General features: G+C 58.2%; 24 protein-coding genes. 15 read left to right on the top strand and 9 right to left on the bottom strand.

The genetic code is table 11. The features are described 5' to 3' along the window. Positions 1–31: 31 nt before the first annotated feature. On the bottom strand, positions 32–427 hold the full coding sequence (locus HDF15_RS20695) for an ArsR family transcriptional regulator (protein ID WP_184259029.1): 396 nt from the start codon (positions 425–427) through the stop codon (positions 32–34). 176 nt (positions 428–603) lie between these two features. On the opposite strand from HDF15_RS20695, the gene HDF15_RS20700 reads away from it, so the two are divergent. The 3 genes from HDF15_RS20700 to HDF15_RS20710 all read left to right on the top strand — a co-directional run bounded on the left by HDF15_RS20700 (position 604) and on the right by HDF15_RS20710 (position 3,164). Further along, positions 604–1,350 carry a glucose 1-dehydrogenase gene (locus tag HDF15_RS20700; RefSeq protein ID WP_184259031.1) on the top strand — a complete coding sequence of 249 codons (747 nt, stop codon included), beginning with the start codon at positions 604–606 and terminating at the stop codon, positions 1,348–1,350. A 90-nt stretch (positions 1,351–1,440) separates the two neighbouring features. Beyond that, positions 1,441–2,172, top strand: coding sequence for an SDR family NAD(P)-dependent oxidoreductase (locus HDF15_RS20705; RefSeq protein WP_184259033.1), 732 nt, complete (start codon positions 1,441–1,443; stop codon positions 2,170–2,172). A 425-nt stretch (positions 2,173–2,597) separates the two neighbouring features. Then, complete coding sequence (locus HDF15_RS20710; RefSeq protein WP_184259035.1) at positions 2,598–3,164, top strand: chorismate mutase; 567 nt, start codon at positions 2,598–2,600, stop codon at positions 3,162–3,164. A 47-nt stretch (positions 3,165–3,211) separates the two neighbouring features. Here the strand turns inward: HDF15_RS20710 and HDF15_RS20715 are convergent, their stop codons facing one another. Beyond that, positions 3,212–5,194 (bottom strand): phospholipid carrier-dependent glycosyltransferase, encoded by a 1,983-nt coding sequence (locus tag HDF15_RS20715; RefSeq protein ID WP_184259037.1) that lies wholly within the window; start codon positions 5,192–5,194, stop codon positions 3,212–3,214. A gap of 141 nt (positions 5,195–5,335) precedes the next feature. Between HDF15_RS20715 and HDF15_RS20720 the strand changes: the two genes are divergently transcribed. From HDF15_RS20720 to HDF15_RS20735, 4 genes are all read left to right on the top strand, one after another. After that, entirely contained in the window at positions 5,336–6,082 is a 747-nt protein-coding gene (locus HDF15_RS20720) for an MBL fold metallo-hydrolase (protein WP_184259039.1), read from the top strand. 245 nt (positions 6,083–6,327) lie between these two features. Continuing rightward, positions 6,328–7,395 (top strand): 3-deoxy-7-phosphoheptulonate synthase, encoded by a 1,068-nt coding sequence (locus tag HDF15_RS20725; protein WP_184259041.1) that lies wholly within the window; start codon positions 6,328–6,330, stop codon positions 7,393–7,395. A 291-nt stretch (positions 7,396–7,686) separates the two neighbouring features. Beyond that, complete coding sequence (locus HDF15_RS20730; RefSeq protein ID WP_184259043.1) at positions 7,687–8,346, top strand: CatA-like O-acetyltransferase; 660 nt, start codon at positions 7,687–7,689, stop codon at positions 8,344–8,346. 212 nt (positions 8,347–8,558) lie between these two features. Next, a complete protein-coding gene (locus HDF15_RS20735; protein WP_184259045.1) occupies positions 8,559–9,326 on the top strand; it encodes a phosphotransferase enzyme family protein in 768 nt (255 codons plus the stop codon). A gap of 85 nt (positions 9,327–9,411) precedes the next feature. Here HDF15_RS20735 and HDF15_RS20740 read toward each other — a convergent pair whose 3' ends face one another. Further along, a complete protein-coding gene (locus HDF15_RS20740; protein ID WP_221314540.1) occupies positions 9,412–9,825 on the bottom strand; it encodes a nuclear transport factor 2 family protein in 414 nt (137 codons plus the stop codon). On the opposite strand from HDF15_RS20740, the gene HDF15_RS20745 reads away from it, so the two are divergent. After that, complete coding sequence (locus tag HDF15_RS20745; RefSeq protein ID WP_184259047.1) at positions 9,824–9,982, top strand: hypothetical protein; 159 nt, start codon at positions 9,824–9,826, stop codon at positions 9,980–9,982. The genes HDF15_RS20740 and HDF15_RS20745 overlap by 2 nt on opposite strands. Before the next feature lie 297 nt (positions 9,983–10,279). On the opposite strand, the gene HDF15_RS20750 is transcribed toward HDF15_RS20745, so the two are convergent. Beyond that, on the bottom strand, positions 10,280–11,254 hold the full coding sequence (locus HDF15_RS20750) for an AraC family transcriptional regulator (protein ID WP_184259049.1): 975 nt from the start codon (positions 11,252–11,254) through the stop codon (positions 10,280–10,282). Between the two features lie 137 nt (positions 11,255–11,391). Here HDF15_RS20750 and HDF15_RS20755 point away from each other — a divergent pair, with 137 nt between their 5' ends. Next, positions 11,392–12,276, top strand: a complete 885-nt coding sequence (locus tag HDF15_RS20755) for an SDR family oxidoreductase (RefSeq protein ID WP_184259051.1) — start codon at positions 11,392–11,394, stop codon at positions 12,274–12,276. A gap of 346 nt (positions 12,277–12,622) precedes the next feature. Then, positions 12,623–13,975: a D-arabinono-1,4-lactone oxidase gene (locus HDF15_RS20760; protein WP_184259053.1), complete on the top strand. Its 1,353-nt coding sequence runs from the start codon at positions 12,623–12,625 to the stop codon at positions 13,973–13,975. 31 nt (positions 13,976–14,006) lie between these two features. On the opposite strand, the gene HDF15_RS20765 is transcribed toward HDF15_RS20760, so the two are convergent. Next, on the bottom strand, positions 14,007–14,462 hold the full coding sequence (locus HDF15_RS20765) for a VOC family protein (RefSeq protein WP_184259055.1): 456 nt from the start codon (positions 14,460–14,462) through the stop codon (positions 14,007–14,009). A 226-nt stretch (positions 14,463–14,688) separates the two neighbouring features. Between HDF15_RS20765 and HDF15_RS20770 the strand changes: the two genes are divergently transcribed. Beyond that, entirely contained in the window at positions 14,689–15,270 is a 582-nt protein-coding gene (locus HDF15_RS20770) for a dihydrofolate reductase family protein (protein WP_184259057.1), read from the top strand. Positions 15,271–15,647: 377 nt separating this feature from the next. On the opposite strand, the gene HDF15_RS20775 is transcribed toward HDF15_RS20770, so the two are convergent. From HDF15_RS20775 to HDF15_RS20785, 3 genes are all read right to left on the bottom strand, one after another. After that, positions 15,648–16,076, bottom strand: coding sequence for a hypothetical protein (locus tag HDF15_RS20775; protein ID WP_184259059.1), 429 nt, complete (start codon positions 16,074–16,076; stop codon positions 15,648–15,650). 144 nt (positions 16,077–16,220) lie between these two features. Then, the gene (locus HDF15_RS20780; protein WP_184259061.1) at positions 16,221–16,670 is read right to left on the bottom strand and encodes a rhodanese-like domain-containing protein; all 450 of its coding nucleotides are present in this window, start codon (positions 16,668–16,670) and stop codon (positions 16,221–16,223) included. 557 nt (positions 16,671–17,227) lie between these two features. After that, entirely contained in the window at positions 17,228–17,989 is a 762-nt protein-coding gene (locus HDF15_RS20785) for a TIGR03435 family protein (protein WP_184259063.1), read from the bottom strand. A gap of 375 nt (positions 17,990–18,364) precedes the next feature. On the opposite strand from HDF15_RS20785, the gene HDF15_RS20790 reads away from it, so the two are divergent. The 3 genes from HDF15_RS20790 (at position 18,365) to HDF15_RS20800 (ending at position 20,598) form a co-directional block, all read left to right on the top strand. Then, positions 18,365–18,772, top strand: a complete 408-nt coding sequence (locus HDF15_RS20790; protein ID WP_184259065.1) for a YciI family protein — start codon at positions 18,365–18,367, stop codon at positions 18,770–18,772. Further along, positions 18,769–20,040 carry an RNA polymerase sigma factor gene (locus HDF15_RS20795; RefSeq protein WP_184259067.1) on the top strand — a complete coding sequence of 424 codons (1,272 nt, stop codon included), beginning with the start codon at positions 18,769–18,771 and terminating at the stop codon, positions 20,038–20,040. The genes HDF15_RS20790 and HDF15_RS20795 overlap by 4 nt, the downstream gene beginning before the upstream one ends. Before the next feature lie 195 nt (positions 20,041–20,235). Further along, on the top strand, positions 20,236–20,598 hold the full coding sequence (locus HDF15_RS20800; RefSeq protein ID WP_184259069.1) for a YciI family protein: 363 nt from the start codon (positions 20,236–20,238) through the stop codon (positions 20,596–20,598). Between the two features lie 468 nt (positions 20,599–21,066). Here the strand turns inward: HDF15_RS20800 and HDF15_RS20805 are convergent, their stop codons facing one another. Then, a complete protein-coding gene (locus HDF15_RS20805; RefSeq protein WP_184259071.1) occupies positions 21,067–21,876 on the bottom strand; it encodes an OmpA family protein in 810 nt (269 codons plus the stop codon). A gap of 533 nt (positions 21,877–22,409) precedes the next feature. On the opposite strand from HDF15_RS20805, the gene HDF15_RS20810 reads away from it, so the two are divergent. Then, complete coding sequence (locus HDF15_RS20810; RefSeq protein ID WP_184259073.1) at positions 22,410–24,083, top strand: trehalase family glycosidase; 1,674 nt, start codon at positions 22,410–22,412, stop codon at positions 24,081–24,083. Positions 24,084–24,128 lie beyond the last annotated feature (45 nt).

Here is a 24,128-nt window from a genome sequence, read left to right on the forward strand (position 1 = left end):
GCATCGTCGAATGAGCCAGAGCACTCTAAAGTCAAGGCCCAGCCCCGCCCGCCCGCTTCGCAGACTTCTTCGCCGCCGACTTCTTCGCGCGGGCCTCGTCCTTCGACTGGATCCCATGCGCAACGAGAATCGCCCGTATCAATCCTGGGAAGCGCTCATCCACTTCTGTACATCGTGAGACATTCTGCATCTCCACGCCATGGCGCTCGCTGCGAATCAGCCCCGCCTCGCGCAGGATCTTGAAGTGCTGCGAGAGCGTGGACTTCGGAATCGCCCTATCGCTCACAACCAGAAAGTTAGAACAGTTCTGCGGACAGGCCTGCGCCACGATGTCGACGAACATCGACACCCGCACCGGGTCGGACAAGGCATGCAGAAGCCCCTCTACCGTAATGTCCTCGATCGATGGATGGAGCAGGGGCCGCATATCACTATAGAGTATCCGTCCCCCTCAAACGGTTCAATAGTTCATGAATCCGGAACTAATGAATCTTTCCCGAATCTGCCCCCATCTACTCACCAGAACCAGGTGAGGGGCAGGCCTGCAAAGGCAGCTCCGAAGAGATCTGAAATTCAACGCAGTACCGGAAAAAGGATAAAGATATGAGCAAGCTCACAGGCAAAGTAGCAGTCGTCACCGGCGCATCCAAGGGTATCGGAGCCGCCATCGCCAAATCGCTCGCCGCCGAAGGCGCTTCCGTCGTCGTGAACTACGCCTCGAGCAAGGCCGGTGCAGACACCGTCGTCGCCGCGATCACCAAGGCGGGCGGCAAGGCTGTAGCGGTTGGCGGAGACGTCTCCAAGGCCGCCGAAGCCCAGGGGATCATCGACGCCGCCATCAAGAACTTCGGCCGCCTCGACATCCTCGTCAACAACTCCGGTGTGTATGAGTTCTCGCCCATCGAAGCCATCACCGAAGAGCACTATCACAAGATCTTCAACGTCAACGTACTCGGCCTCCTGCTCGTCACGCGTGCCGCTGTCGCTCATCTCGGTGAGGGCTCCAGCATCATCAACATCGGCTCGGTCGTCAGCAGCCTGACACCTCCGGCCAGCGCGGTCTACACTGGCACCAAGGGCGCGGTCGACGCCATCACCGGCGTGCTCGCCAAGGAGCTTGGCCCGAAGAAGATCCGTGTTAATGCCCTCAACCCCGGCATGGTCGACACCGAAGGCGTACAGACCGCGGGCTTCCTCGGCTCGGACATGGAGAAGAACATCGTCGCGCAGACCCCGCTTGGCCGCGTCGGCCAGGTCGATGACATCGCCTCCGTCGCTACCTTCCTCGCCTCTGACGACGCGAAGTGGGTCACCGGCGAACTCCTCCGCGTCGGCGGCGGTATCCACTAATCGCTAATCCTCGCACGCCAACAGGCCCGCTGCCGCAGCAAGACGGTAGCGGGCTCCGCATCAACCGTCACACCTGAAAAGGGGAATGTTATGGGTAAGCTCACAGGAAAAGTAGCAGTCATCACCGCAGCCACTTCCGGCATGGCACTCGCGACAGCGAAGCTCTTCGTCGAAGAGGGCGCCTACGTCTTCATCACGGGCCGCCGTCAGGACAAGCTCGATGAAGCCGTCAAGGCCATCGGCAAGAACGTCACCGGCGTCCAGGGCGACGCCTCCAACCTCGCCGACCTCGACCGTCTCTACGAGACCGTCAAGCGCGAGAAGGGCAAGATCGACGTCCTCTTCGCCAGCGCCGGCCAGGGCGAGTTCGCCACGCTCGAACAGGTCACCGAAGAGCACTTCGACAAGACCTTCGACCTCAACGTGCGTGGAACACTGTTCACGGTACAGAAGGCCTTGCCGCTCTTCAACGACAACGGTTCCATCTTCCTCAACGGCTCGATCGCCAGCATCAAGGGCATCCCGTCCTTCGGCGTCTACAGCGCCAGCAAGGCCGCGGTTCGCTCTTTCGCGCGCACTTGGCTGCTGGAGTTGAAGGAGCGCCGCATCCGCGTCAACATCCTGAGCCCTGGCACCATCGATACCCCCATCCTTGACCCGCTTGGCGATGAGGCGAAGGAAGGCTTCAAGAAGATGATCCCGCGCGGCGAGATGGGCCGTCCGGAAGAGATCGCCACGGTAGCTCTCTTCCTGGCCTCCAGCGACTCCAGCTTCGTCAACGGCATCGAGCTCTTCGTCGACGGCGGCACCGCCCAGATCTAACGACCGGCCTCCACACTTCCGGAGCCCAACCCAACGGGACTCGCCCGGCAGCTACTCCACTAGCTGCCAGACGAGTCCCGTTCTCTTTGTGTTTGCGATTTTGTTCGCCAAAAGCGCCAGCTGCATCGATATCGAATTCGAGGCGCAGCCTGATCGTTCGAAGTGCAAGTCTTCGAAGTGCAAATCTAGGATCTGCTATCAATTACACCCCACACATGGCGCGAAGCGCATTCCGTGACGCTTCAGCGTCACGGAGACGGAGGGAGCCGTAGCCTTTAGGCTACGGAATAAAGGTCAAGCAAGAATTGGGCTTTAGCCCCGGGCCTTTTGCCAATGCAGGCAAGCATCCCAGGACCAACGAGATTGCTGACAATTAAGGACATGGGCTTCAGCCGTGCACTGAGGGCTCGCATAAAATCAAACACGTGAAGCAGAATTTGAAGCTACTGGTATCAGGAGTGTTCTTCGGGATCGCTACGACGCTCAGCGCGCAACAGTCACCGAACGTCTTTCAGAACCTGATCGCGGACTCGGCTCACCGGATCGCCATCGCCCATCAGGTAGCACTGTCCAAATGGGACAGTAACGGCGTCGTCGAAGACTCGGCCCGCGAGACCCAGGTGCTTCAGAATGCGGTCGCAGCAGGACAGTCCAAGGGTCTTAGCGAAGCCTCTCTCACTTCGTTCTTTCGATCCCAGATTGAGGCCAACAAGCTTGTGCAGTACTCGCTCCTCGCGGATTGGCAGGTAGCCGGAAAGGCTCCGGAACACCAGAAGGTAAATCTCTCCACTGAGATCCGTCCGGAACTCGACCACCTTCAGTCTGCTTTGATCTCGGACCTTGTCCAAAGCGCCGAGGCCCGCTCTCGGCCCGACTGCTCGACTGCGCTGGCCGTCGCGATTCACAAGTATCTCGCCACGCAAAGTACCGCCGAGTCGACGCTGGATGCACTGGCCCTTAACCGTTCCCTGGCCACAGCCTGCGTTCGCTAAAGTAAATCTCCTGTAGGTGTATAGCGAAGCTACGACACTTATGGATGTCACGGATGCAGCTTCTGCTCCAGATCCGGCACAAACAGCGGCTGGGCGTCGGCTTCCAATCGATGCGCCGCCGCCAGTGCCAGGGCATAGGCGGCTTGTGCACTGTTTTTGTCGCCTAATGCCGTCTGGGCGTCTCCCAGGGCTGTCTGCGTCAGGACATTCTGCGGCTGCAAAGCGACAGCCTTCTCTGCCGCAACCAAAGCCTCTGCGGGCCTTTTCTTCCTCAGCAGGATTTGCGATTTTTGGACTGCTCCCAACGCCGCCGCTTCATGCACATCGAAATCGCCATGGTATACAAACACGCTGTGATCGATCTGCTCCGCCATCGGCATCCGCCGAAATCGCTCGAAGATATTCAACTGGTCGCTGGGCCAGTCACAGGCTTCCAGATCGTCTGCGCTTAACAGGAGGTTGCCATGGATGGTTTCTGGCACGTCGACCGGCAGGATCTCTCCTCCGGTATGGGCCGTGGGCAGCGGGTGGCAGGGAATGCCGTAGGCTTGCGGACGAAGATCCGGATAAGCGGAATAGGCGAACCAGCACTCCTCGCCAGGATGAGCGTCAACCCATTGCTTGACGTGTGGCAGTTGCTGCGCCCAATCCACACTGGAGTCGCTCAGGTATTTGTGCGTATTCGCCGTGCCGCCCCAGGCTTCGTTGGCGTACGCCATCTCTGCCGGAAACACAGCCAGGGCAGAAACGACATGACACGCCACCAATCCTCCACCGATCCAAATCCAGCGCCGGTTCTGCCGCGCGAGCGCTGTCAGACCCGCTGCTGCCAGCAACGCGGCCAGTGGATATAAGAACAGAACATGACGCGTGCCGATGTTCATACCGCTCAGGATCGCCACACCCAGATAGATAGCTCCCGGCACCACAAGATACGCCAATTCTCTTCCTTGACTGAGCCGTCTGCTGATCAGCGCAATCCCTGCCAGCACTACCAGGCCGATCAAGCCCAGAGTGGTCTTGATGGACAGCGCGACTGGAAAGTACCACCAGACGCCGTGAGGATAATCGTGCCCTAGCAGGAAGATGGGATACTGCTGCGCTGCGTAGTGGATGTCAGTCATCCCCAGCAGGTAGGATTCTGGCAGCAACCGCCAGTGGGCGAGATGTCCTATCATCCAACTGTTCATCCCCTTGAGGGGTGCAGCGTATTCGCTCAGCGTCGGGTTCATCGCCAGCCCTGCCGGTCTGGCCGCATAGCGAAAACCATAGAAAGCCCAGAGCACCACAACCGCCAGGACAACGATGGCTGCAAATCCGCCAAGCAGTGTCCCAGCCGTCCGCTTGCGCCGTCCCGGCTCGGCACAGGCGACCTCTACCAGCATCAATCCCAGCAGCATTGGAGCCAGCAAAATCCCGCTGTGCTTGGCCGACAGCGTGAGTCCAGCGGCCAGGCCGGTCAGCAGCAGACGAATCACAGAGGGCTGCCTTGCGTAACGGTAGAAGCAATAGATGGTGGCCAGAAAGAAACAAGCGACGCCCATATCGGTCGTGACCAGATCGCTGTTGGCCAACACGTTGGGCTCGAAGACCACCAATAGCAAAGCCAGCAAACCAGCGGACTCGCCAAAGAACGTGCTCCCCATCAGAAACACCATCACGGAGAGGCCCACGGCAAAGACACCTGCTGCCCGGCGCATGCGGAAGAGCAGGCGATGCTTTGGGCCATCATTACGTTCCAGAAAATCACGGCCATCCCGGTACGCCTCTGTCTTGAACATTCGCTGTTGCAGCGGAGGCACCCAAAGCTTCTCCTGCAGCAGAGGCAGTGTCGCTACCAGCTTCACCAGCGGCGGATGCTCGGGATTCAGACCGTAGTCGCCGCTATGCCACATCATGTAGCCGGCGAAGATATGGTCGCCCTCATCGAAGGTGAGCGACTCACCATGAACGATGATCGCAACCAGGATCATCTGCAAGAGGATCAATCCGCCTGCTAAGGACCAGACGGGCATCTTCAATCTATTCATTAACCTTCCGCCCCAACTGCTATACCCAATGATTCGCGCCCCCATTTTATAGGGATTTTCACGAAGGACCTTTTCGGTGGAAGATGCATCAAAACCAGGCGTGGTGGGTCTAACGAGACAGAAAAAAATCAGGGGGAAATCATGCAACTGCAACTGCTGCGAAATGCGACTCTACGCTTGAACTATGCCGGACGAACGATTCTTGTAGATCCATGCCTCGGCGCAAAAGGGAGCCTGCCCACAGTAGCCGGTATCCAGGCCAATCCCACCGTAGATCTGCCGGTAACGGTAGAGAAGCTGCTGCAAGGGGTCGAACTGACCGTCATCTCGCACCTCCATCCCGACCACTTCGATCCCGCAGGAATCTCGCATCTGCCGAAGACGATGCCGATCCTCTGCCACCCTGCCCATCTCAAGGAGATCGAGGAGCACGGATTCACGGCGGCCAGGACTCTGACAGAAGAGGTCGTGGAGGGCGCTCTCACCATCGCACCCACCACTGGACAGCATGGAACGGGCGAAATCCTCGCAAAGATGGGTACTGTGATGGGCTTTATCCTCAAGGCCGAGAATGAACCCACGGTCTACTGGGCCGGTGACACCGTACTGACGCCGGAGGTGATCGAGATCGTCCGCAAGATCAGGCCGGACGTAATCGTTACCCATTCCGGAGCTGCGACCCTGGCGAACACGCTGCTGCTCATGGACGATGCACAAACCATTGAGCTCTACCGCCATGCAGGCGAGGCCATCTTCATCGCGGTCCACATGGAGGCGTTCGATCACTGTGCCGTGACACGCGACCGGCTGCGTGCCACCGCGAACCTCGCTGGCATCCCGAGCCACCGTCTTCTCATCCCCGCCGATGGAGAGCAGATAGAGCTATAGACCCTTGCCTTCACTTTGTTTTGAAGGGGCGGAGCTTCAGCTCCGCCGTTGGGATAGCAATGAAATAAAGCGGCTTCAGCCGCGGAGGAAACGATGTCTATTGGGGCAGTGACTCTGTCCCTTGGAAAGCGCTCTTCTCGTTGCTGGCATTGTCAATTGCCGGTTAAACACGAGGCCTTTTCACCCGCAGGGCTTTTGCCCCGCAGCACGATCCCCCATAGACCTAGTATTCTGATTGCACGATCATGGCATACCCCACAAATAACCTGAGGATTAAATCCACTAGAGTCGTTCTTCCTCCTATCTTCCTTGAGGAGGAGATGCCTGTTACCGATAACGCTTCGCGCACCGTCTTCGACGCGCGTCGCCAAATTGTAGACATCCTCAACGGATCGGATGATCGTCTGGTTGTCGTTGTAGGTCCTTGCTCCATCCACGATCCGGTCGCCGCCCGCGAGTACGCGGGCCTGCTGAAGGAGGCGATTGCAGAGCTCTCCAGCGACCTCATGATCGTGATGCGTGTTTACTTCGAGAAACCGCGCACCACCCTCGGCTGGAAGGGGCTTATCAACGACCCCTACTTCGACGAGTCCTTCCGCATCAACGACGGGCTGCGCATGGCGCGCCACCTCCTCCTCGATCTGGCCGAGATGGGAGTGCCCGCCGGCACCGAATACCTCGACATGATCTCGCCGCAGTACGTCTCCGACCTCGTAAGCTGGGGAGCCATCGGCGCGCGAACCACAGAGAGCCAGGGCCATCGCCAGCTCGCCTCGGGACTCTCCTGCCCGGTTGGCTTCAAGAACGGTACCTCCGGTAATGTGCGCATTGCGGTGGAGGCCATCCTCTCGGCCAACCATCCACATACCTTCCTGGGCACCTCTGAGACCGGGCAATCCGCCATCCTTCTCACCTCCGGCAACACGGACTGCCACATTATCCTGCGCGGCGGCCGTCAGACCACCAACTACGATGCCGCTGCTGTGGCCTCGACAGTGGAAGAGATGGAAAAGGCAGGCGTCAAACCCCGCATCATGATCGACTGCAGCCACGCGAACAGCGGCAAGGACCACCGTAAGCAAGGCGAGGTATGCCGCTCCGTATCCGAGCAGATTATTGCGAGCACGAACCGTAACATCATGGGCGTCATGATCGAAAGCAATCTCGTCGCCGGGGCGCAGCCTCTCGTCGCCGGCAAAGAGCTGGTCTACGGACAAAGCATCACCGACGCCTGCATCGACTGGCCCGAGACTCAAACTCTTCTGCGTGAACTCGCCAGCGCTGTCCGCGAGCGGCGAGCTCACCTCAAATAAGCCGCAACCTTAGGGCGTGTTATCAACTTGCACTTGGAGTGTGGTCGAACTGTGTAGTCAGTTTGCTGAGGCACAGATCGGAAGGGCACGGTTTCAACCGTGCCGTAGAGGCAGCATTCAACGCTTTTTCCGTTCTGCCGAAGGCTGAAGTGGAGCCCGCAGGGCGCAACGACTGAATTGCCTTCCTTCGTGCAGCCCAGATTACACAAGGAACAACCCGGAAAACCTGGAATCTCTTCCCGCACGCCTCCTGAATCGGTAAAGATCAGTCCTGCGATTTAACATACGAACATGCGAGAGATTGCGATCGGCGGCAGAGAGAAGATCAACCTGGAGACATGGGAGCGCCGTGCGAGCTTCCAGTTCTTCAAGAGTCTTACCGAGCCTTATCACGGCGTCTGTCTCCGCGTTGACTGCACGGAAACCTACCGCTACGCGAAGCAGCATCAACTCTCGGTCTTCCTGTCATTGCTGCATCGCTCCCTTATCGCCGCGCACCAGGTGGAGAACTTCCGGACACGCATTGTCGAGGGCGACGTCTGGCGCTACGAGCAGATCAATGGAGGCAGTGCCGTCGGCAGGGCGAACGGCACCATCGGCCTGGGGCATTACCAGTTCCGGCCGCAGATTGACGAGTTCGTGCGCGACGCTTCCATCGAGCTGGATCGGGTGCGGCAGAGAGACGACATCGAGCGCTATCCGGAAGCCAACCTGATCCGTTATTCCGTTCTGCCCTGGTTCGATTTCACATCCATCTCGCATGCGCGCGACTTCGCGCACGAAGACTCCGCGCCCCGCATCACCTTCGGCAAAATTACGGAAGCGACAGGCCGCCGCACCATGCCGGTATCGATCCATGTACATCACGCCTTGGCCGACGGCCTGCATGTAGCGCAGTTCGTAGAGAACTTCCAGCATGCCCTGGAAGCGCCCGACTTCCAGGGAATATAGCCCAGGCCGGTCAGCCGGTTGAGATCCCTGAATCTGCGACACAAAGTGAGCGGGCTTTAATCGGTTACTTACAAGTTCTGTTTCGTGATCGATAATTCATTCGGCCCGCTGGTCCTCGGACCACAGTAGACGAAACGCTACACCTAAGAATTCATAGGCTGGATCCAACAGCACTAGAATGAATTCAAATTCCCGCCTCCAGTGAGACCCGTATGTCAGAAGAAGAAAAGCTGGTCGGCGGCAATGTTTCTGATTCGGTAGTCCGAATTGGATCTACCGTTCGCAAGCCCGCCACTGTGGCTACGCCTGCGGTACAGGCTCTTCTCACCCATCTACATTCAGTTGGCTTTGCCGGAGCCCCACAAGGTCTCGGATTGGATGAGCGTGGACGCCAGGTCTTTGAATTCATACCTGGTGCGATGTGGGACAGAAAGCAACAAAACACCTTGGCCGATCTACGGAGAGTCGGCGCTCTGATCAGGTCATTGCATGATGCAACTGCCTCGTTCACTCCACCTAGGTCTGCTGAATGGAACACTCTCTCTGTTCCGGACGGGCACGACATCCTTTGCCACAACGATCTTGCTCCGTGGAATCTGGTCTGCGGCGCCGATCGCTGGGCGTTCATAGACTGGGATAACGCCGCACCTGGAACTCGCCTGTGGGATCTGGCCTGGGCAACGATCTCCTTCCCGCCTGTTGAACCGGATTGCGATCTTTCCGTAGCGGCAACGGCCATCCATGCGATCGTCGAGGGTTATCGCCTCCCGCCCTCTGAGTACGGCAAACTGCTTCGACTGATGGCCACAAGAGCGCGTGCCGGTTCTGATCTGCTGGTGCAAGGTGCGAGGACAGGTCAACAGCCCTGGGTAAGACTCTACGCTGAAGGGCACGACAAATATTGGGGACCAGTCTCCAACTACATCGACCGCTCTGCCTCAATTCTTGAAGGCATGCTGGTCTCTTTGAGCGCTGGCTGATCTGGCTGGTCTTTAAAACACGCTTCTCTTTCCAAGACCAGAACTCTTCTGTTTGCCGACAGACTGGAAGTTAACTAACCTCGCGTCACGCGACCCGCTGAACCCATTGGCTTCGCCAGGCCGGTGCCTCGAAGGGGTCCGCGAAATACTGTGTCTCATGCACGACCTTACCGTCACGGAACTCCATGATGCTCACGGTATAGGCAGGCCGTCCCTGGTAGGTGATGGTGTACTCAGTAACCCAGAGCTCCCCGGCTCCCGAAATTCGCCTGACGCTAAACCCCGACGGCTTGCCCGGATGATGACTCCGCAAGGCCTGCAGATTCCTTCGCCCAAGAATCCGCTCGCCAGACTGCGGATAATCGCAGATAGCATCGTCATCGTAAATATCGTGTTCCGCCTCTGCATCACCGGCTGCCGACGCCTGCCAATGCGCGTTCAAGGCTTCACGTATCTGTTCCTCTTTCATGGGCGACTCCTGGAGCTGGTTGGCTTTCATGTTGATCTACCTCATGGAAGGAAAGATATCCACGGGCAAGGACATTGCAGTCATCACCAACGGTGCATCAATGAGCCGCGTCAACGCAAGCTGCGTTATTCAGGCGAGGACCACAAAGGCACCACCACAGCGCGAAGCGCAGTCCCTGACGCTTTAGCGTCAGGGAGACGGAGGGAGCAGGGGCATTTAGGCCCCTGAATTCCAGGCTTGGCAAAATGCGGCCTTTAGGCCCGGGCCTTCTTACCGTCAATGTCAGTTAGCAGCGCTGCCATCACTTGATTAGTAAACTTTCACGCTGGGATCTTCATCGTAGAGCGAGCCTCTTAGTTAGCTGCATCCTGGCAAACTAGTTAAGCTGCAAACACTCCCACCAGTTCGTACCCATAAATACTCTTCTCTTTACGGAGACTGGAACTTCCTGGTTGACGACAAATCGAAAGCTAAGTAATGCCTATCACCCCGCAACAAGCTCAAGCCGCTGACCACGCGCAGTTTCTTCCTCGTTATCGGAAGAAGAAGCCGAGCTCCGCCCACGGCTATATTGCCGCGGCGAACATCCCATCACCCTCTTGAAGGCGGTGCTGAAGGCGCTTTCAGATTCATATCCCAGCGACGGCGCAATCTCCGAGATGGGATCGCTGGAGTTCACCAGCCTGTCCCCGGCCAGCAGCATGCGCCAGCGCGTCAGGTACTCCATGGCAGATGTCCCAACCGTCTGCTTGAACCTCAGCGCAAAGATCGATCGCGACATCCCCGCTAGTCCGGCCAGTTCCTGCAACGTCCAGCGATGCATCGGATCGGAGTGCATCGCACTGATCGCCGCGCTGATCTGCTTGTCTGCGAGAGCGAAGAGCCATCCCACGCCCCCACTCAACCCCTCCGCCAGATGCAGCCGCAACGCCTGCACCAGAATCATGTTGGCGAGTTGTTGTGCGACCAGAAAGCCGCCCGGCTGCGGCTCGCGCAACTCCTGCCCCATCCGCTCCAGGGACCAGCGCAGCGTCGCCCTGTCCGACTCTTTCCGGAGATGCACAATAGGCGGCAGCACTCCCAGCAGGATGTCGGCATGCTTGCCGCCAAGCGTGAAGTGGCCGCCGACACTGAAGCAATCCCCGCCGCCATTGACCGTGCGGATGGCCCCATTCAGAGGAAATTGAAAGAGCGAGAAAGCATCGACCGGGGTTAGCGCCGGATCGCTTGCCAGGACGAAAGGACGCCCGCGCGGCAACAGGAAGCAGTCGCCCGGCTCCAGCCTCACCGGCTCGGGAACGCCCTCCACGGACAGCCAGCAATGCCCCGAGACCAACGCATAGCATTTGATCCCCTCATGCTGGCCGAACCGGACCGACCACTCTCCGCCCATGTCGACGCCGCCGGACATGTAATTGCGCGGTTTCAGCAGCGACAGCACATCGGAGAGCGGATCCATAGAAACCCCGGACGATTGCAAAGATAATACGGACTCTACAGCATAGATTGTACGGCCTTCATCCCTTACCTTGTCCTAACGGGGCTGCGAACGCGGCCACGAGCAACAGGGGTTCACGAACCAAAGGAGAAGTCGTTATGCGTGTTTTCGTTACTGGCGCCACTGGATTTATCGGCTCTGCCCTCATTCCGGAATTGAGGAACGCGGGTCATCATGTACTCGGATTGACGCGCTCGGAAGAGGGAGCGAAGTCCCTGATCGCCGCAGGCGCCGAGGCGCACCGAGGCGATCTTGAAGACCTGGAAAGTCTGCGCAGCGGAGCGGCCCTGGCAGACGGCGTGATTCACTGCGGCTTCAACCACGACTTCTCGAAGTACGTAGCTAACTGCGAGATGGACAGGCGAGTCATCGAGACCCTCGGATCCGTGCTCGCCGGCTCGGACCGGCCCCTGGTGATCACGTCCGGGGCCAGCACGGCGATCACTCCGGGACGCGCTTCGACCGAAGAAGATGCGCCCAACTCTCCCATTCCCCGCGTGGCTTCGGAGATGGCGGCAGCAGCCGTGGCAGCGCAAGGCGTCCATGTTTCGGTCATGCGCCTTCCGCAGGTGCATGACACTGTCAAGCAGGGCCTCGTCTCTTACCTGATCGATGTTGCCCGCAGGAAGGGTGTCTCCGCGTATGTCGGCGACGGCCTCAATCGCTGGCCCGCGGTCCACGTGCTCGACGCTGTTCGTCTCTACCGGCTCGCGCTGGAGAAAGGCGTTGCGGGAGCCCGCTACAACGCGGTCGGAGAAGAGGGCATTCCGCTGCGAGAGATCGCCGAGACGATCGGTCGCGGCCTGAAGCTGCCGGTGGTGTCCCTGTCCCCTGAGCAGGCAGCCGAGCACTTTGGCTGGCTGGCGGGATTTGCAGGGTTCGACGGAACGGCTTCGAGCGCCCTCACGCAACAGCGGCTGGGATGGCGCCCCACAGGCCCGGGTCTGATCGCCGATCTCAACAACATGCGCTTCGAAGCCTGACAGAGTCTGTACCTGCGGCGCAAAGTGCCGCAGGTACATGCCTCATCGCAGGGCTGTCATCAAAATTGCTCATGGGTGAAGTCGAACGGTTCAAACAGTTTGCTGTGGCACTGTTTCATTGGTACCGTTTCATTGGTACCGTTTCGTTAAGGGCATGGCTTCAGCCATGCCGTAAAGCATCGAGCCGAAGGCTCATACCTCGCTGCCGCAGGCTGGAGTGAAGCCCGCAGGGCGTAACGACCGAATCGCCTTCTTCGGTCGAGGCAAGACAAGTCGTTCCGACCACAGATATATCCTGCTTTGACTTTGCCAGGCTTACAATCGGTCCTGTATTCGGGAGGCCTTTTTGGACAAGCGAGACTTTCTTAAGGGTTCGGTGACCACCGCCGCGGCTCTGATGATGGGGTTGAACGAGGGCCAGGCCTTCGCGGACGATTCTGTTCCCAGAACCAACTGGTCCGGAAACTATCACTACTCGACCAATAAGGTCCTTCAGCCTGCAACGGTCGCCGAAACTCAGGACGCGGTTCGCAGTGTTGCCGGGGTCCGCGCCCTCGGTACCCGTCATTCCTTCAACGGCATCGCCGATTCGCCGATTGCCCAGATTTCTACCCTGAAACTCAAGGACGTCAGCCTCGACGCGAAGGCCTCCACCGTCACCGTAGGTGCGGGCATCCGCTACGGAGACCTGGCTGTCCTGCTCGACGCGAAGGGCTTCGCGCTCCATAACCTGGCGTCGTTGCCGCACATCTCGGTCGGCGGAGCGTGCGCGACCGCAACCCATGGTTCTGGAATGGGCAATGGCAATCTCGCGACTGCCGTGAAGGCCGTGGAGTTCGTCGCCGCCGATGGCTCTGTCCACACGCTCTCTCGCGATCGAGACGGCGATCGCTTTGCCGGGAGTGTCGTAGGTCTTGGAGCGCTTGGTGTTGTCACTCATCTCACACTCCAGATACAGCCACGATTCGACATGACCCAGGTCGTCTACCGGGATCTACCTTTTAGTGAGCTCGAGCACCACTTGCCCGAGATTATGGGTGCAGGCTATAGCGTCTCCCTCTTTACCGACTGGCAGAACGGCCGCGCCGGTGAGGTCTGGATCAAACGCCGCGTCGACCAGGGCGGAGCCTCCGCGCCGCCAGCCCGCTTCTTCAATGCGACCCTGGCAACCACCAAGCTCCACCCTATCCTCGGCCATCCAGCCGAAGCCTGCACCGACCAGCTCAATACCGTCGGCCCCTGGTACGAGCGGCTGCCCCACTTCAAGCTGAACTTCACGCCCTCTAGCGGCCAGGAATTGCAGACAGAGTTCTTCGTTCCCTTCGACCGTGGCTATGAGGCCATCCGGGCTGTCGAGACACTCCGTGACGTGATCACACCGCATCTATACATCACGGAACTCCGTGCCATCGCCGCCGACGATCTATGGATGAGCATGGCTTACCAGAGGCCGTCCCTCGCGATCCACTTCACCTGGAAGCTCGAGACCGACGCGGTCCTGAAGCTACTGCCTCAGATCGAAGCCAGGCTTGCTCCCTTTGGCGCACGTCCGCACTGGGCCAAGGTATTCACCATGAAGAGCAGCCACGTCGCACCTCTCTACCCACGTCTGAAAGACTTCCTCGTTCTCGCGAGGAGTTTTGATCCGAAAGGGAAATTCCAAAATGCCTTTCTGCAGGACCATGTCGATATTGCCTGATGAGTCGCGATAGGCCGCAGCGCGAAAGCCTTCAGTTCTCTCGCGCTGCGGCTTCCAAAGCAGGCAGGTCCAGCTTGATCATCCCCATCATGGCTTCCATTGCTTTGGGGTGACTGACCAACTCGCTGATATTACGCGGCACAATCTGCCAGCAGAGGCCGAAGCGATCCGTGAGCCAGCCACACGCCATCGATTTGCCGCCTTCGATCAACTTGTCCCAGTAGCTGTCGATCTCTTTCTGGGAGTCGCAGCGGACAAAGAACGAGAAGGCAGGGGTGAGCGGTTGTCCGGGGCCGCCGTTGAGAAACACCATCTCCTGGCCTTCGAGTTCGATGGTGATCGTGGCAATCTTGCCCACGGGCCAGGGACCGACGCCTTTGGAGCGCAGCTCATCGAGTTTGCGCGCGTGGGGGAAGACGCTCAGGTAAAACTCAGCGGCTTCTTCAGCGTTGTCATTGAACCAGAGGAATGGCGCAAGTTTATTCATGGCAGGCATAGTACCAGCGATGAGGCCACTTTCGATAGGCCGATTTTCAGGGAATTACTCTTACGATGCCGTAGGACAAACCCCGCTCCCGTTTCCCCCGAGACGGGCAGCCAAAACTGAAATTCCCAGAAATAAAACTTTTACCGACAGCTTGTAGAAATCCAGTCTGACCGTTCGTCGTTATAGTGAAGGCCAGAAACGCAATCCCGGAACGCGGAGACTCAAAATGAGAAAGCTCACAATCTGCGAAAACATCTCGCTGGACAGTGTGATCCAGCACTCCACCGATGAAAACAACTTTCCCTACATCGACTGGACCCTGCCCTATCGGACTCCTGAAGGCAGAGATTTAGTAGTCGCCGCGTATGGCGAGAAGCTCGATCTGCTGCTTGGCCGTCACACCTACGATGAATGGTCGGGCCTATGGCCAAAGTCGCCGAGCAGTCCGATGGCCGACCGCATTAATGCTGCGACGAAATACGTCGTGACCCACAGGCCGGACAGCCTTGAATGGGGCCCGTTCGAGGCCGTTGGACCGGACCTCGTCGAGGGCATTCGCCGCATCAAGTCACAGGCCGGCCCGGACCTTATCCTCTGCGGCAGCTCCACACTGACATCGCCGCTACTCGAACATGGGCTTGTGGACGAAGTTCTGCTGGTTGTCTACCCGGTCCTCCTGGGTACAGGAAAACGCTTCTTTAGAGAAGGAACGCCACCACGCGCCTTCGAACTCCTCAGCACAAAAACAACCCGGACCGGCGTCTTCCTCAACCATTACAAGGTCGTCGGCCCTTTGAAGATCGGATAGTTCGACGACGGAACATCCTCTGTGACTGCGGGCGTCTTTGAGGTGCGGATGAGTCCTGTGAAACGCACGTTACGATACTGATCCGCAGTCTTAGGACCTGTCATCAAATTGCACTTGTAGTGTGTCGAAGTATGCAGTCAGCTTGTTGAGACACAGATCGGAAGGGCATGGCTTCAGCCATGCCGTAAATAGCAGGCCAAAGGCCGTACCGCTCTACCCTGAGCGTAGTCGAAGGGCCGAAGTGGAGCCCGCAGGGCGCAACGATTGAACTGCCTTCTTTCGTCGTGGCGATACCTGTCACCTTCGCTACAGATATATCCCTGGTGAATCCTGTACAGCCTTGGAGCCAACGTGCCGAAAGGAGGGCCTTGCAGGAATCATGGTGCGACGATGATGGAGGCAGACCCTCGATGTTCTTTCTCGACCTGCTGAAGTTCCACAAGGAACGCATCGAGAGCGGCCGGATCAAAATCCACGCACACGGTTGCGCTCTCTGCCACTTCCTGCACTCCGTAGTCCCCTTCGATACTTGCGCGAAACGCTGCATGCCCGGCCATATCCTTGCAGTAAAACTCAAGGTGAACTGACCCGCCAGCGAACTCCTTTCCCGCTGCGCCGAAGGTCACCTCTCTCTTGTCGAGGCCGTTCTTCGGAAAGCCCACAAGTGCGGCGGCTGCTTCAAGCAATCCGTCCGTGCCAACGTATACGTCTGCCGTGCCTCGAAACTTCGCGTTCTCGGCGGTGACGCGAACCTCAATGACATCGCTGTCGTGCCAAAGGTAGGCTACTTTGAGACCTGGGTTCATACGATCAGAGTAGCCTTTGATTCCACTGTCGCAAAACGGCGTTCTCGCAACTTCGATTTGTAAATGGAGCGGACCCGATCAGTACAGCGAAACACGCTGCACGGATACTGATCCGCAGGACCGCACCACCGGCAAAGGTCGGAGCTACTTGCCCGTGTCGAGATGAAAGGCTTTTCCGTACGGCTCGACCGGAAAGCCGCTTGCCTTCCATGCCTCCAGCCCGCCTCTGAGGAATTTAGTCCGTAAAAAACCCATGGCGAGAACTCGATGCAAGATGGCACGACTGGTTTTGTCACTCGGGCACGTGCAATAAACGATCGAATCTTTGTCTTTCGGGATGAGCGATGGATTCTCCATCACTTCACTTGGCGCAAGCCGCTTTGCGCCTGGAATGATCTCGGAATAGGCTAACAAGTCGAGCGGAAGGCGCACATCGAAGAGAAGTACATCCTGATTTGAAGCAAACAATGCCTGCAGACCTTCCGGCGTGATGCTGTACTGTTCTATTTCATGACGGGCTTTCGACCGTCTGCTCCATACAACGAGAACGATCAACAGGCACACGGCGCAAAGGGCAGTTAGAGTCGCAACCATCTTCGTTTCTCCCTATCCCACCTCAGATTCACGAAAGACCTGAGAGGATGCAACAGGCTGGACCACGGCAATCTGGAAGCTGACTGACGAGAGGCTGGCATAACGGTACCAGATAGTGTCTGACGAATCGGAGCTACGACTTTTATCCTTGTGGCTGTTTTTGTTGTCGCCTTTGCCCCGCCGATTGCCTTTGCTTTGAAGGTGCGGGACTTCAGTCCCGCCGTCTATGCATTGTTGTTCGTGTGGCTTTAGCCACGGAGGGAATGCTCGCTTGGCAAAGAGCCTCTCCACGGCTAAAGCAAATTTCCTGTAGGTGTATAGCGGAACCGTGACATCTATGGCTGTTTTTCCCCAGAAAAATGGCACTGCACGCCCGATTCAACTTCCCAGTAACAGGAAATTTGCTCTAAAGCCCGGACCTATCTCAGAAGCAAAAACAACGACAAAAGCCGGTAGCTCCGATTCGTCAGACACTACCTGATCCCGCCTTCGATGAGAGCCTTGGCGATTTACCTCGAATCGAGAGGTCGGCTGGACTGCCTCCGGGCTGCGTCGGATTAGTTCTCTCCCGGCCGCGCGATCTTGTCGATCACCAGCACATCCGCAGGCGCCTTCACACGTTCCAGCTTGAGCCCGATCTGGTCCTGAATCGCCGTAAACAGACCTGGAGGCGGATCAGGAGCCGTTGTCTGCGCATCGTCCGGCGTCCACTGCAGATGGAAATCGTAGCGCCCCTTGAGTCCGGTCTGATCGAGGACAGGCCGATCCACATAGTACTGGAGGATGATAGCCAGCTCTGCCATGGAGGCATTCTTGAGCTCTTCCACATGCCGGCCATTGTCCTCCCTGGTCGTCTGTTGCAACCACCCGTTCGGATCGCTCGTATTCGCACTCAGCCTGGAACTGCCCTTGACCGCCGTCAGCGCAAACACCGCCATCTCCCGCTGTTCGTGATGCAACTGCAACCCGAACCTCTCTGCCAGAAGCTTCCGAACCATGCCTTGCATCTGCCTCAGACTTGGCTGCCCGTCCACATCCGGCGTGCCATCCACATCCCAGCGCGTCGCAATCGCCCAATCCGGCAAACCCGCGAGCTGGCTCTTCTGCACACCGTACCCGAGCAGCAGAAACTGCCTCACCGTCGTGTCCCGCAGCGCCACGCGACGTCCCCGCATAAAGAAATCCTGACCTCGCGTATCGTTCGGGTCACTGGCTTTTATCGTCGCGACTTCCCAGTCCGGATTCGCTTCCTTCGCCATCGACTTTACCGGCTGAGGTTTTCCCGCGTCCTGTGACTGCGCTGTGCACCTCGCTGTCATGCACAGCGCCAGCGACGTCGCCACCGCAGCGACGCCCATCCAACTGCAGGCACATTCTCGAGCTCGAATCAGAGGCTTTCCCATACTCAGCTATAGCTTATCTGCGGTTCAAAAAATGAGCATCCTCTATGTGCAGGGAGGGCTCATGGCGGATGACTGCCCGCTCTGCCTCGATCACGATAAACAGCTTGGTCGCGCCCTGGTGTGTGTCATCTAACGAGTCGGGCACAATCGGCAGCTCCCTCCCAAGGGCGGAAGTTTTTATCGTTAGTGGTAGAAATTGACGCAACCTATTCGACGTATTAATAGAACAGCCAATGGCGGTCTTAATAGGCCAGCTAATGTTGGCTGGAATCGATGCTGAAGGAGAGATTCATGCGCTTCATGATGATGGTGATTCCCAAAGGATATGAAACGGCAACCGCGGACGCGGCCCCCAGCGCGGAGGCGGTGGCCAGGATGATGGAGTACAACAAGAGCCTGCAGAAAGCAGGCGTACTGCTCGGGCTCGATGGGCTTTTTCCCCCTTCGACCGGGGCACGTATTTCCTACACAGACGACAAGGCAACGGTCACGGATGGGCCGTTCGCTGAGGCCAAAGAGACTATCGGAGGCTACTGGATCATTCAGGTGCGCTCGCGGGAAGAAGCGATCGAATGGGCCAGGCGCGCACCGATGTCCAACAACGAGATCATCGAAGTGCGCCAGATCCAAGGGATGGGCGATTTTCCTGCAGACGTACAGAAAGCAGCGGAAGGCTTCGAGGAGCTTCGAAAGGCATGAGTGATATCCACAAAGCGATTGAGGCCGTGTGGAAGATCGAGTCCACGCGGCTCATCGCCGGGATTGCGCGCGTCACCCGCGACATCGGCATTGCGGAGGAACTCGCTCAGGACGCTCTCGTAGCGGCCCTTGAGCGGTGGCCGGAAGAAGGCATTCCGGAAAAGCCCGCAGCCTGGCTGATGACAGCGGCCAAGCGGCGCGCCATCGACTCTCTGCGCCGTGGCCGGATGCTCGAACAAAAGCATGGAGAGATCGCGCGCGAGCTTGAATATCAACAGCAGCGGCTCGGTGAAGCGATGGATCAGGCTCTGGACCAGGTCATCGATGATGACGTCCTCCGCCTCATCTTTACCGCCTGCCATCCTGTCCTCACGGTTGAAGGGCGCATCGCCCTTACGTTGCGTCTCATTGGCGGCCTCACGACCGCTGAAATTGCTCGTGCCTTCCTTGTACCCGAGAAGACCATGGGCCAGCGAATCTTTCGGGCTAAGAGGACTCTCGCTGAAGCCCATGTCCCCTTCGAGATCCCGCGTGGAGACGAGCTGCGTCGCAGGCTTGAGTCCGTACTCTCGGTGGTCTACCTGATCTTCAACGAAGGCTATACGGCGACGTCCGGAGACACATGGATGCGGGAAGAACTTTGCAATGACGCGCTGCGGCTCGGCCGCATTCTCGCGTCGCTTCTTCCCGGTGAATCGGAGGTCCACGGCCTGCTGGCCTTGATGGAGCTTCAGGCGTCGCGTACAGCTGCGCGCAAAGGGCAAAACGGAAAAGCCGTCTTGTTGCTGGAACAAGACCGGTCTCTGTGGGACTACGTACAGATACAGCGGGGCATGGCCGCACTTCATTCTGCGCAGGAGCTGGGTGGCGGGGCGGGTAGTTACACGTTGCAGGCGGCAATCGTCGCCTGTCATGCCCGGGCTCGCACCGCCGCGGATACTGACTGGGAGCGGATCGTTCTTCTCTACGACGCTCTTCTCCAGATCCGCCCCTCTCCCGTCGTTGGGCTGAATCGAGCGGTAGCCGTCGGGATGGCGCAAGGCCCAAACGCCGGGCTTGCTGCGCTGGACGCTCTCGATCCCGACCCTGCCTTGACGGGCTACCACCTGCTGCCCAGCGTTCGAGGAGACCTGCTCCTAAAGCTTGGCAGATTCTCCGAAGCGCGCGAAGAGATTCAGCGCGCAATCGCCATGACGGAAAACAGGCGGGAGCAGGAGTTGCTGTCAGAAAAGCTCAAGCAGATACCGGAAACAAAGCAGGATGCTTGAGCCGCGTTTAAGTTCCTGAGCGACTCACCCCCCCACCGTTTGTCAGTTCTCTCAACCTATCGGTCAACGCAGTAAACCGCGGCGGAGGCAAACTTTCCTGGACGATTTGTCGAAGTCCACTCAAGCCGTTCGTCGTTATAGTGAAGGCAAGCCAAACGGCCCGCCCGAAACCGCTACAGGATAAAAGGAGAAGCTATGCCACATTATTTGGTTGCGATTCACCTCCCCGACAACTACGATCCGTCCGCAGAAGGCGAAGCGATGGTCAGCGATATTGACGTGCTCAACGAAGAGATGGAAGCTGCTGGCGCCAGGTTCTTCGCTGGCGGCTTCGGCGCACCCGGCAACGCGAAGTCGCTGCGCCGGCAGTCGGAGGGAGAAGTGGTCATCACCGACGGGCCGTATCTTGAAGCCAAGGAGCACGTAGGCGGTTTTTGGATACTGAAAGCTGCTGACATGGACGAGGCACTGGCCTGGGGACGCAAGGCTGTCATCGCCTGTCGGGCGCCGGTAGAGGTGCGCGAGTTCGGCCGGAGCAGTGCACAGAAGCTGCTCTAGGATGCACTTGGAGTGTGGTCGAACTGTGCAGTTAGTTCGTTGAGGCAAGCTCCGGAAGGGCCTGGCTTCAGCCAGGCCGTTAAGGTAGCATTCAACGCTTTTTCCTTTCTGCCAAAGGCTGAAGTGGAGCCCGCAAGGCGCAACGACTGAATTGCTTTCTTTCGCGCGCCTCAGGCTGCACAAGGACCACCGGGGACACATTCGAGGATGTAGCCACCCCTTTCGTCGCAATCAGAAGGCAATTCAGTTGTTCCGGCTACGCCTTCACTCCGGCCTTCGGCAGAACGGAAATAATCCCGATCCTAATACAGCGTGGCTGAAGCCAGGCCCTTCCGATCCCGCCTCGGCACCGATGCTTAAGCCTCCAACAACAAAGCGATAGTGCGAGAGCCTTCAGCTCGTCGCACTATCGCTTGGTGGTTATGCGTTATGTGTTTGGATCACTCGGACGTTACCAAGTGAATCTCGTTAGCCAGTGATGCCCTTGTTGACGACGATGGTTACGACCACGCGCCGGTTCTGTGCCTGTGCGCTCCGTGTGTGATCCTCGGAGACTGGGTTGGTGGTTCCCATTGCGGCAGGCGCGAGAATTCTCGTCATGGGAACAACGCCTGTCTGTTGAATGATGGCCAGCACTGCATCGGCCCGTTCACTGCTCAACCTCTGATTCAGCGCTGCTGAACCAACGGCAGAAGCATAGCCCTGTACTTCGATCATGTAGCCCGGGGTAGTCGCAGCCGTCTTCACGAAGTCAGTGAGCTGGTCCTTGTCCTTCTTGCTCACCGTAGCTTTTCCATTGGCGAAGTTGACGGTGATACTTCCCTTGTCCTCGTACTGGTCCAGCGTGGTGAAGCGCTGATTGGCCTGACCGATGGCCTGCTTATTCGTCGCAGTGTCGGCGGTAGTCGTTGCCAGTCCCTGCTTGGTCGCGTCGATATCCTGCGAGTTCTTCGCAGTGTCCTGCTGGCTCTGTTCGATATCCCGACGATCGCTCTTGAGCTGATCCTGTGCAGCCGCAACCTGCTGGTTTACAGGATGTAGGCCCGCGTCAATCTGCCGTGCCGTGTTCATTGCGGTGCGCGAGAACGTGACCTTTTTTGCAACGAGCTGGTGATCGGAGTCATAAGCACCCTCAACCTTCACCGCCAGGCCCGGGACAAGATCAGCAATGCCGGGGTGCTGTCTGCTGAGACCAAGGAAACCGCCCTTTTCTGTTGCCCTCGTGCTGTCCGAGAGAAGCACGGTGAGTCTGGGGCTGTCTGCGGTCTTCACTGACATCGCAGGGCCGCTCCTTCCGATGACCAACCCTTCAACAGTTGCTTCTTGCGCAACTGCTGTAACACCTAGCGATGTAAACATCGCCAGAGATAGTGCCAAGCCACAGGTTGTTGTAAGTCGACCCTGATTATTCATGTATTTGTTACTCCCTTTTCTTTTTTGGCTAGCTGGTCAGCGGCTTCCGGAGCCTCGTTATATCGCGACCGTATGCCCCGCCACAAAGCCCAGATATGAGCTGCAGCAGGAACTCAGTAACCTTGGATGCATAAAAGTCAAAAAGAGTGGGCAAGGGAAGGTTAAAACTCTATATGTCATTCAAAATAAATGGTTTAATGCCGAACTTCTGGCGCTTCGAGCGGCCCCAGGAACTAAGAATGAACCGAATTTTAAGTCTCTCGGTTTAAGTTTCGCGATTGATAATTTAAACAAGAGAATTAGTAACTAATTAGGCTCGCCGGTCCTCTCTCAGCGGTACAAGGGGCCCTCCCCGAAAGTGATAGCTTGTCAGTGAAGCACCTGCTTCACGCTTCACCATGCGCCTATCCCGACTCCACACCCTCGCCGCTCTTCTCTTTGCGTTCGTTCTTGCCGCACCGCAGCACGAAATCGCTGCTCAGGCTATCTCCGGCACTTCTCCACAGAATGCACCGCAGAACGCGCGTATACGCAGCTACATCGCCAACGGCTGGGAGACGCTTTCGCGCTCCATGTCCGACTGCAGTTCAGTGGTGGATGCCAAGGTGAAGACGGTGCCTGTGATGTACCTGCCGGCAGACATGCCGATTCCCGCTGCTGTCGCTGCCATGCAGCAGAAGTGCCATGTTGAGGTGCGTCATCTTCCGCGAGCCATTCACGGTATCGGAGAGGTTCGCCCTGCGGAGTTGCCCGTCGAAGGCCTGCTCTATCTGCCCAATCGTTACGTCGTGCCAGGGGGCCGCTTCAATGAGATGTATGGCTGGGACAGTTACTTCATCCTGCTCGGTCTGCTTCACGATGGACACAGCGATCTCGCACGCGGCATGGTGGAGAACTTCTTCTTCGAGATCGAAAACTACGGCGCCATCCTCAACGCCAATCGCACCTACTTCTTCACGCGCTCACAGCCGCCATTTCTCTCGTCGATGATTCGCGAAGTCTACGAACATCCAGCATCCGGCACCGCACCCGATCTCAAGTGGCTGGCTCGCGCCTACGGCTTTGCGCAGCGCGATTACGCACTGTGGACTTCGCCGCAGCACAAAGCCGGGACTACAGGCCTGGCGCGTTATCACGATCTCGGCGAAGGCCCGGTGCCCGAGATGTCGGATGACTCCAGCTACTATCCCGATGTGATTCGCTGGCTGCTCGCGCACCCGAAAGATCATCCCGAGTACCTTGTGGACGGTGCGGAAGACCCAACGCCGGCGCAGGCTGCAACTCTGGCCCGCACCAGTTGCGACGTCCACATCTCTCATGTCTGCGCGCAGGCTGTCGTCGCAGGACATCGTCTCTCGGCGGACTTCTATCGTGGCGACCGCGCAATGCGTGAGTCCGGCTTCGATAGCTCCTTCCGCTTTGGTCCCTTCTCCGGTTCAACTGCGCACTTCGCGCCGGTCTGCCTGAATAGCCTGCTCTTTCGCTACGAGCAGGACATGGCCCACTTCGCTACGCTCCTCGGCCGCCCGCGCGAAGCCGCCGAATGGACACGCCGCGCCAACGCGCGTCATCACGCGATCGATCGCTATCTGTGGGACTCCGATGCAGGCCTGTACTTCGACTACGACTACACCACCGGCCAGCGGTCGAGCTATCACTACATCTCCACCTTCTATCCGCTGTGGGCAGGAGCGGCGAGCCCCACGCAGGCTGCGGCGGTGCATCAGCATCTCAGCCTCTTCGAACACCCCGGTGGACTGGCGATGAGCGACTCCGCTTCAGGCGTGCAGTGGGACCTGCCCTTCGGCTGGGCCCCGACGACGTGGCTCGCCGTCTCAGGCCTGGAGCACAACGGCTTCCACGAAGATGCGCGCCGCATCGCCCAGAGTTTTTCCGCAACGGTGCTCGACAACTTTCTGCATGACGGCACCATTCGCGAGAAGTACAACGTGGTGAGCGGCTCGGCCAACGTCAAGGTTGCGGCGGGCTACAAGAGCAACGTCATCGGCTTCGGATGGACGAACGGCGTCTATCTGGAGCTGCAGGATCTACTGGCCGCGCCAGCTCACTAGACAACCGCTTATCCGTAAAAGCATCATGGACTCCGAACATCTCTG

Source organism: Granulicella mallensis, from assembly GCF_014203225.1.
GTDB lineage: Bacteria > Acidobacteriota > Terriglobia > Terriglobales > Acidobacteriaceae > Granulicella > Granulicella mallensis_A.

Excerpts from the sequence above, each read along its gene's own strand:
- HDF15_RS20745 (WP_184259047.1), top strand. The coding sequence starts at position 9,824 with ATGTTGATCTACCTCATGGAAGGAAAGATATCCACGGGCAAGGACATT.
- HDF15_RS20695 (WP_184259029.1), bottom strand. The coding sequence starts at position 427 with ATGCGGCCCCTGCTCCATCCATCGATCGAGGACATTACGGTAGAGGGG.
- HDF15_RS20755 (WP_184259051.1), top strand. The coding sequence starts at position 11,392 with ATGCGTGTTTTCGTTACTGGCGCCACTGGATTTATCGGCTCTGCCCTC.
- HDF15_RS20770 (WP_184259057.1), top strand. The coding sequence starts at position 14,689 with ATGAGAAAGCTCACAATCTGCGAAAACATCTCGCTGGACAGTGTGATC.
- HDF15_RS20780 (WP_184259061.1), bottom strand. The coding sequence starts at position 16,670 with ATGGTTGCGACTCTAACTGCCCTTTGCGCCGTGTGCCTGTTGATCGTT.
- HDF15_RS20725 (WP_184259041.1), top strand. The coding sequence starts at position 6,328 with ATGGCATACCCCACAAATAACCTGAGGATTAAATCCACTAGAGTCGTT.
- HDF15_RS20790 (WP_184259065.1), top strand. The coding sequence starts at position 18,365 with ATGCGCTTCATGATGATGGTGATTCCCAAAGGATATGAAACGGCAACC.
- HDF15_RS20700 (WP_184259031.1), top strand. The coding sequence starts at position 604 with ATGAGCAAGCTCACAGGCAAAGTAGCAGTCGTCACCGGCGCATCCAAG.
- HDF15_RS20735 (WP_184259045.1), top strand. The coding sequence starts at position 8,559 with ATGTCAGAAGAAGAAAAGCTGGTCGGCGGCAATGTTTCTGATTCGGTA.
- HDF15_RS20800 (WP_184259069.1), top strand. The coding sequence starts at position 20,236 with ATGCCACATTATTTGGTTGCGATTCACCTCCCCGACAACTACGATCCG.
- HDF15_RS20775 (WP_184259059.1), bottom strand. The coding sequence starts at position 16,076 with ATGAACCCAGGTCTCAAAGTAGCCTACCTTTGGCACGACAGCGATGTC.
- HDF15_RS20765 (WP_184259055.1), bottom strand. The coding sequence starts at position 14,462 with ATGAATAAACTTGCGCCATTCCTCTGGTTCAATGACAACGCTGAAGAA.
- HDF15_RS20720 (WP_184259039.1), top strand. The coding sequence starts at position 5,336 with ATGCAACTGCAACTGCTGCGAAATGCGACTCTACGCTTGAACTATGCC.
- HDF15_RS20795 (WP_184259067.1), top strand. The coding sequence starts at position 18,769 with ATGAGTGATATCCACAAAGCGATTGAGGCCGTGTGGAAGATCGAGTCC.
- HDF15_RS20805 (WP_184259071.1), bottom strand. The coding sequence starts at position 21,876 with ATGTCAGTGAAGACCGCAGACAGCCCCAGACTCACCGTGCTTCTCTCG.
- HDF15_RS20705 (WP_184259033.1), top strand. The coding sequence starts at position 1,441 with ATGGGTAAGCTCACAGGAAAAGTAGCAGTCATCACCGCAGCCACTTCC.
- HDF15_RS20750 (WP_184259049.1), bottom strand. The coding sequence starts at position 11,254 with ATGGATCCGCTCTCCGATGTGCTGTCGCTGCTGAAACCGCGCAATTAC.
- HDF15_RS20715 (WP_184259037.1), bottom strand. The coding sequence starts at position 5,194 with ATGAATAGATTGAAGATGCCCGTCTGGTCCTTAGCAGGCGGATTGATC.
- HDF15_RS20740 (WP_221314540.1), bottom strand. The coding sequence starts at position 9,825 with ATGAAAGCCAACCAGCTCCAGGAGTCGCCCATGAAAGAGGAACAGATA.
- HDF15_RS20810 (WP_184259073.1), top strand. The coding sequence starts at position 22,410 with ATGCGCCTATCCCGACTCCACACCCTCGCCGCTCTTCTCTTTGCGTTC.
- HDF15_RS20730 (WP_184259043.1), top strand. The coding sequence starts at position 7,687 with ATGCGAGAGATTGCGATCGGCGGCAGAGAGAAGATCAACCTGGAGACA.
- HDF15_RS20785 (WP_184259063.1), bottom strand. The coding sequence starts at position 17,989 with ATGACAGCGAGGTGCACAGCGCAGTCACAGGACGCGGGAAAACCTCAG.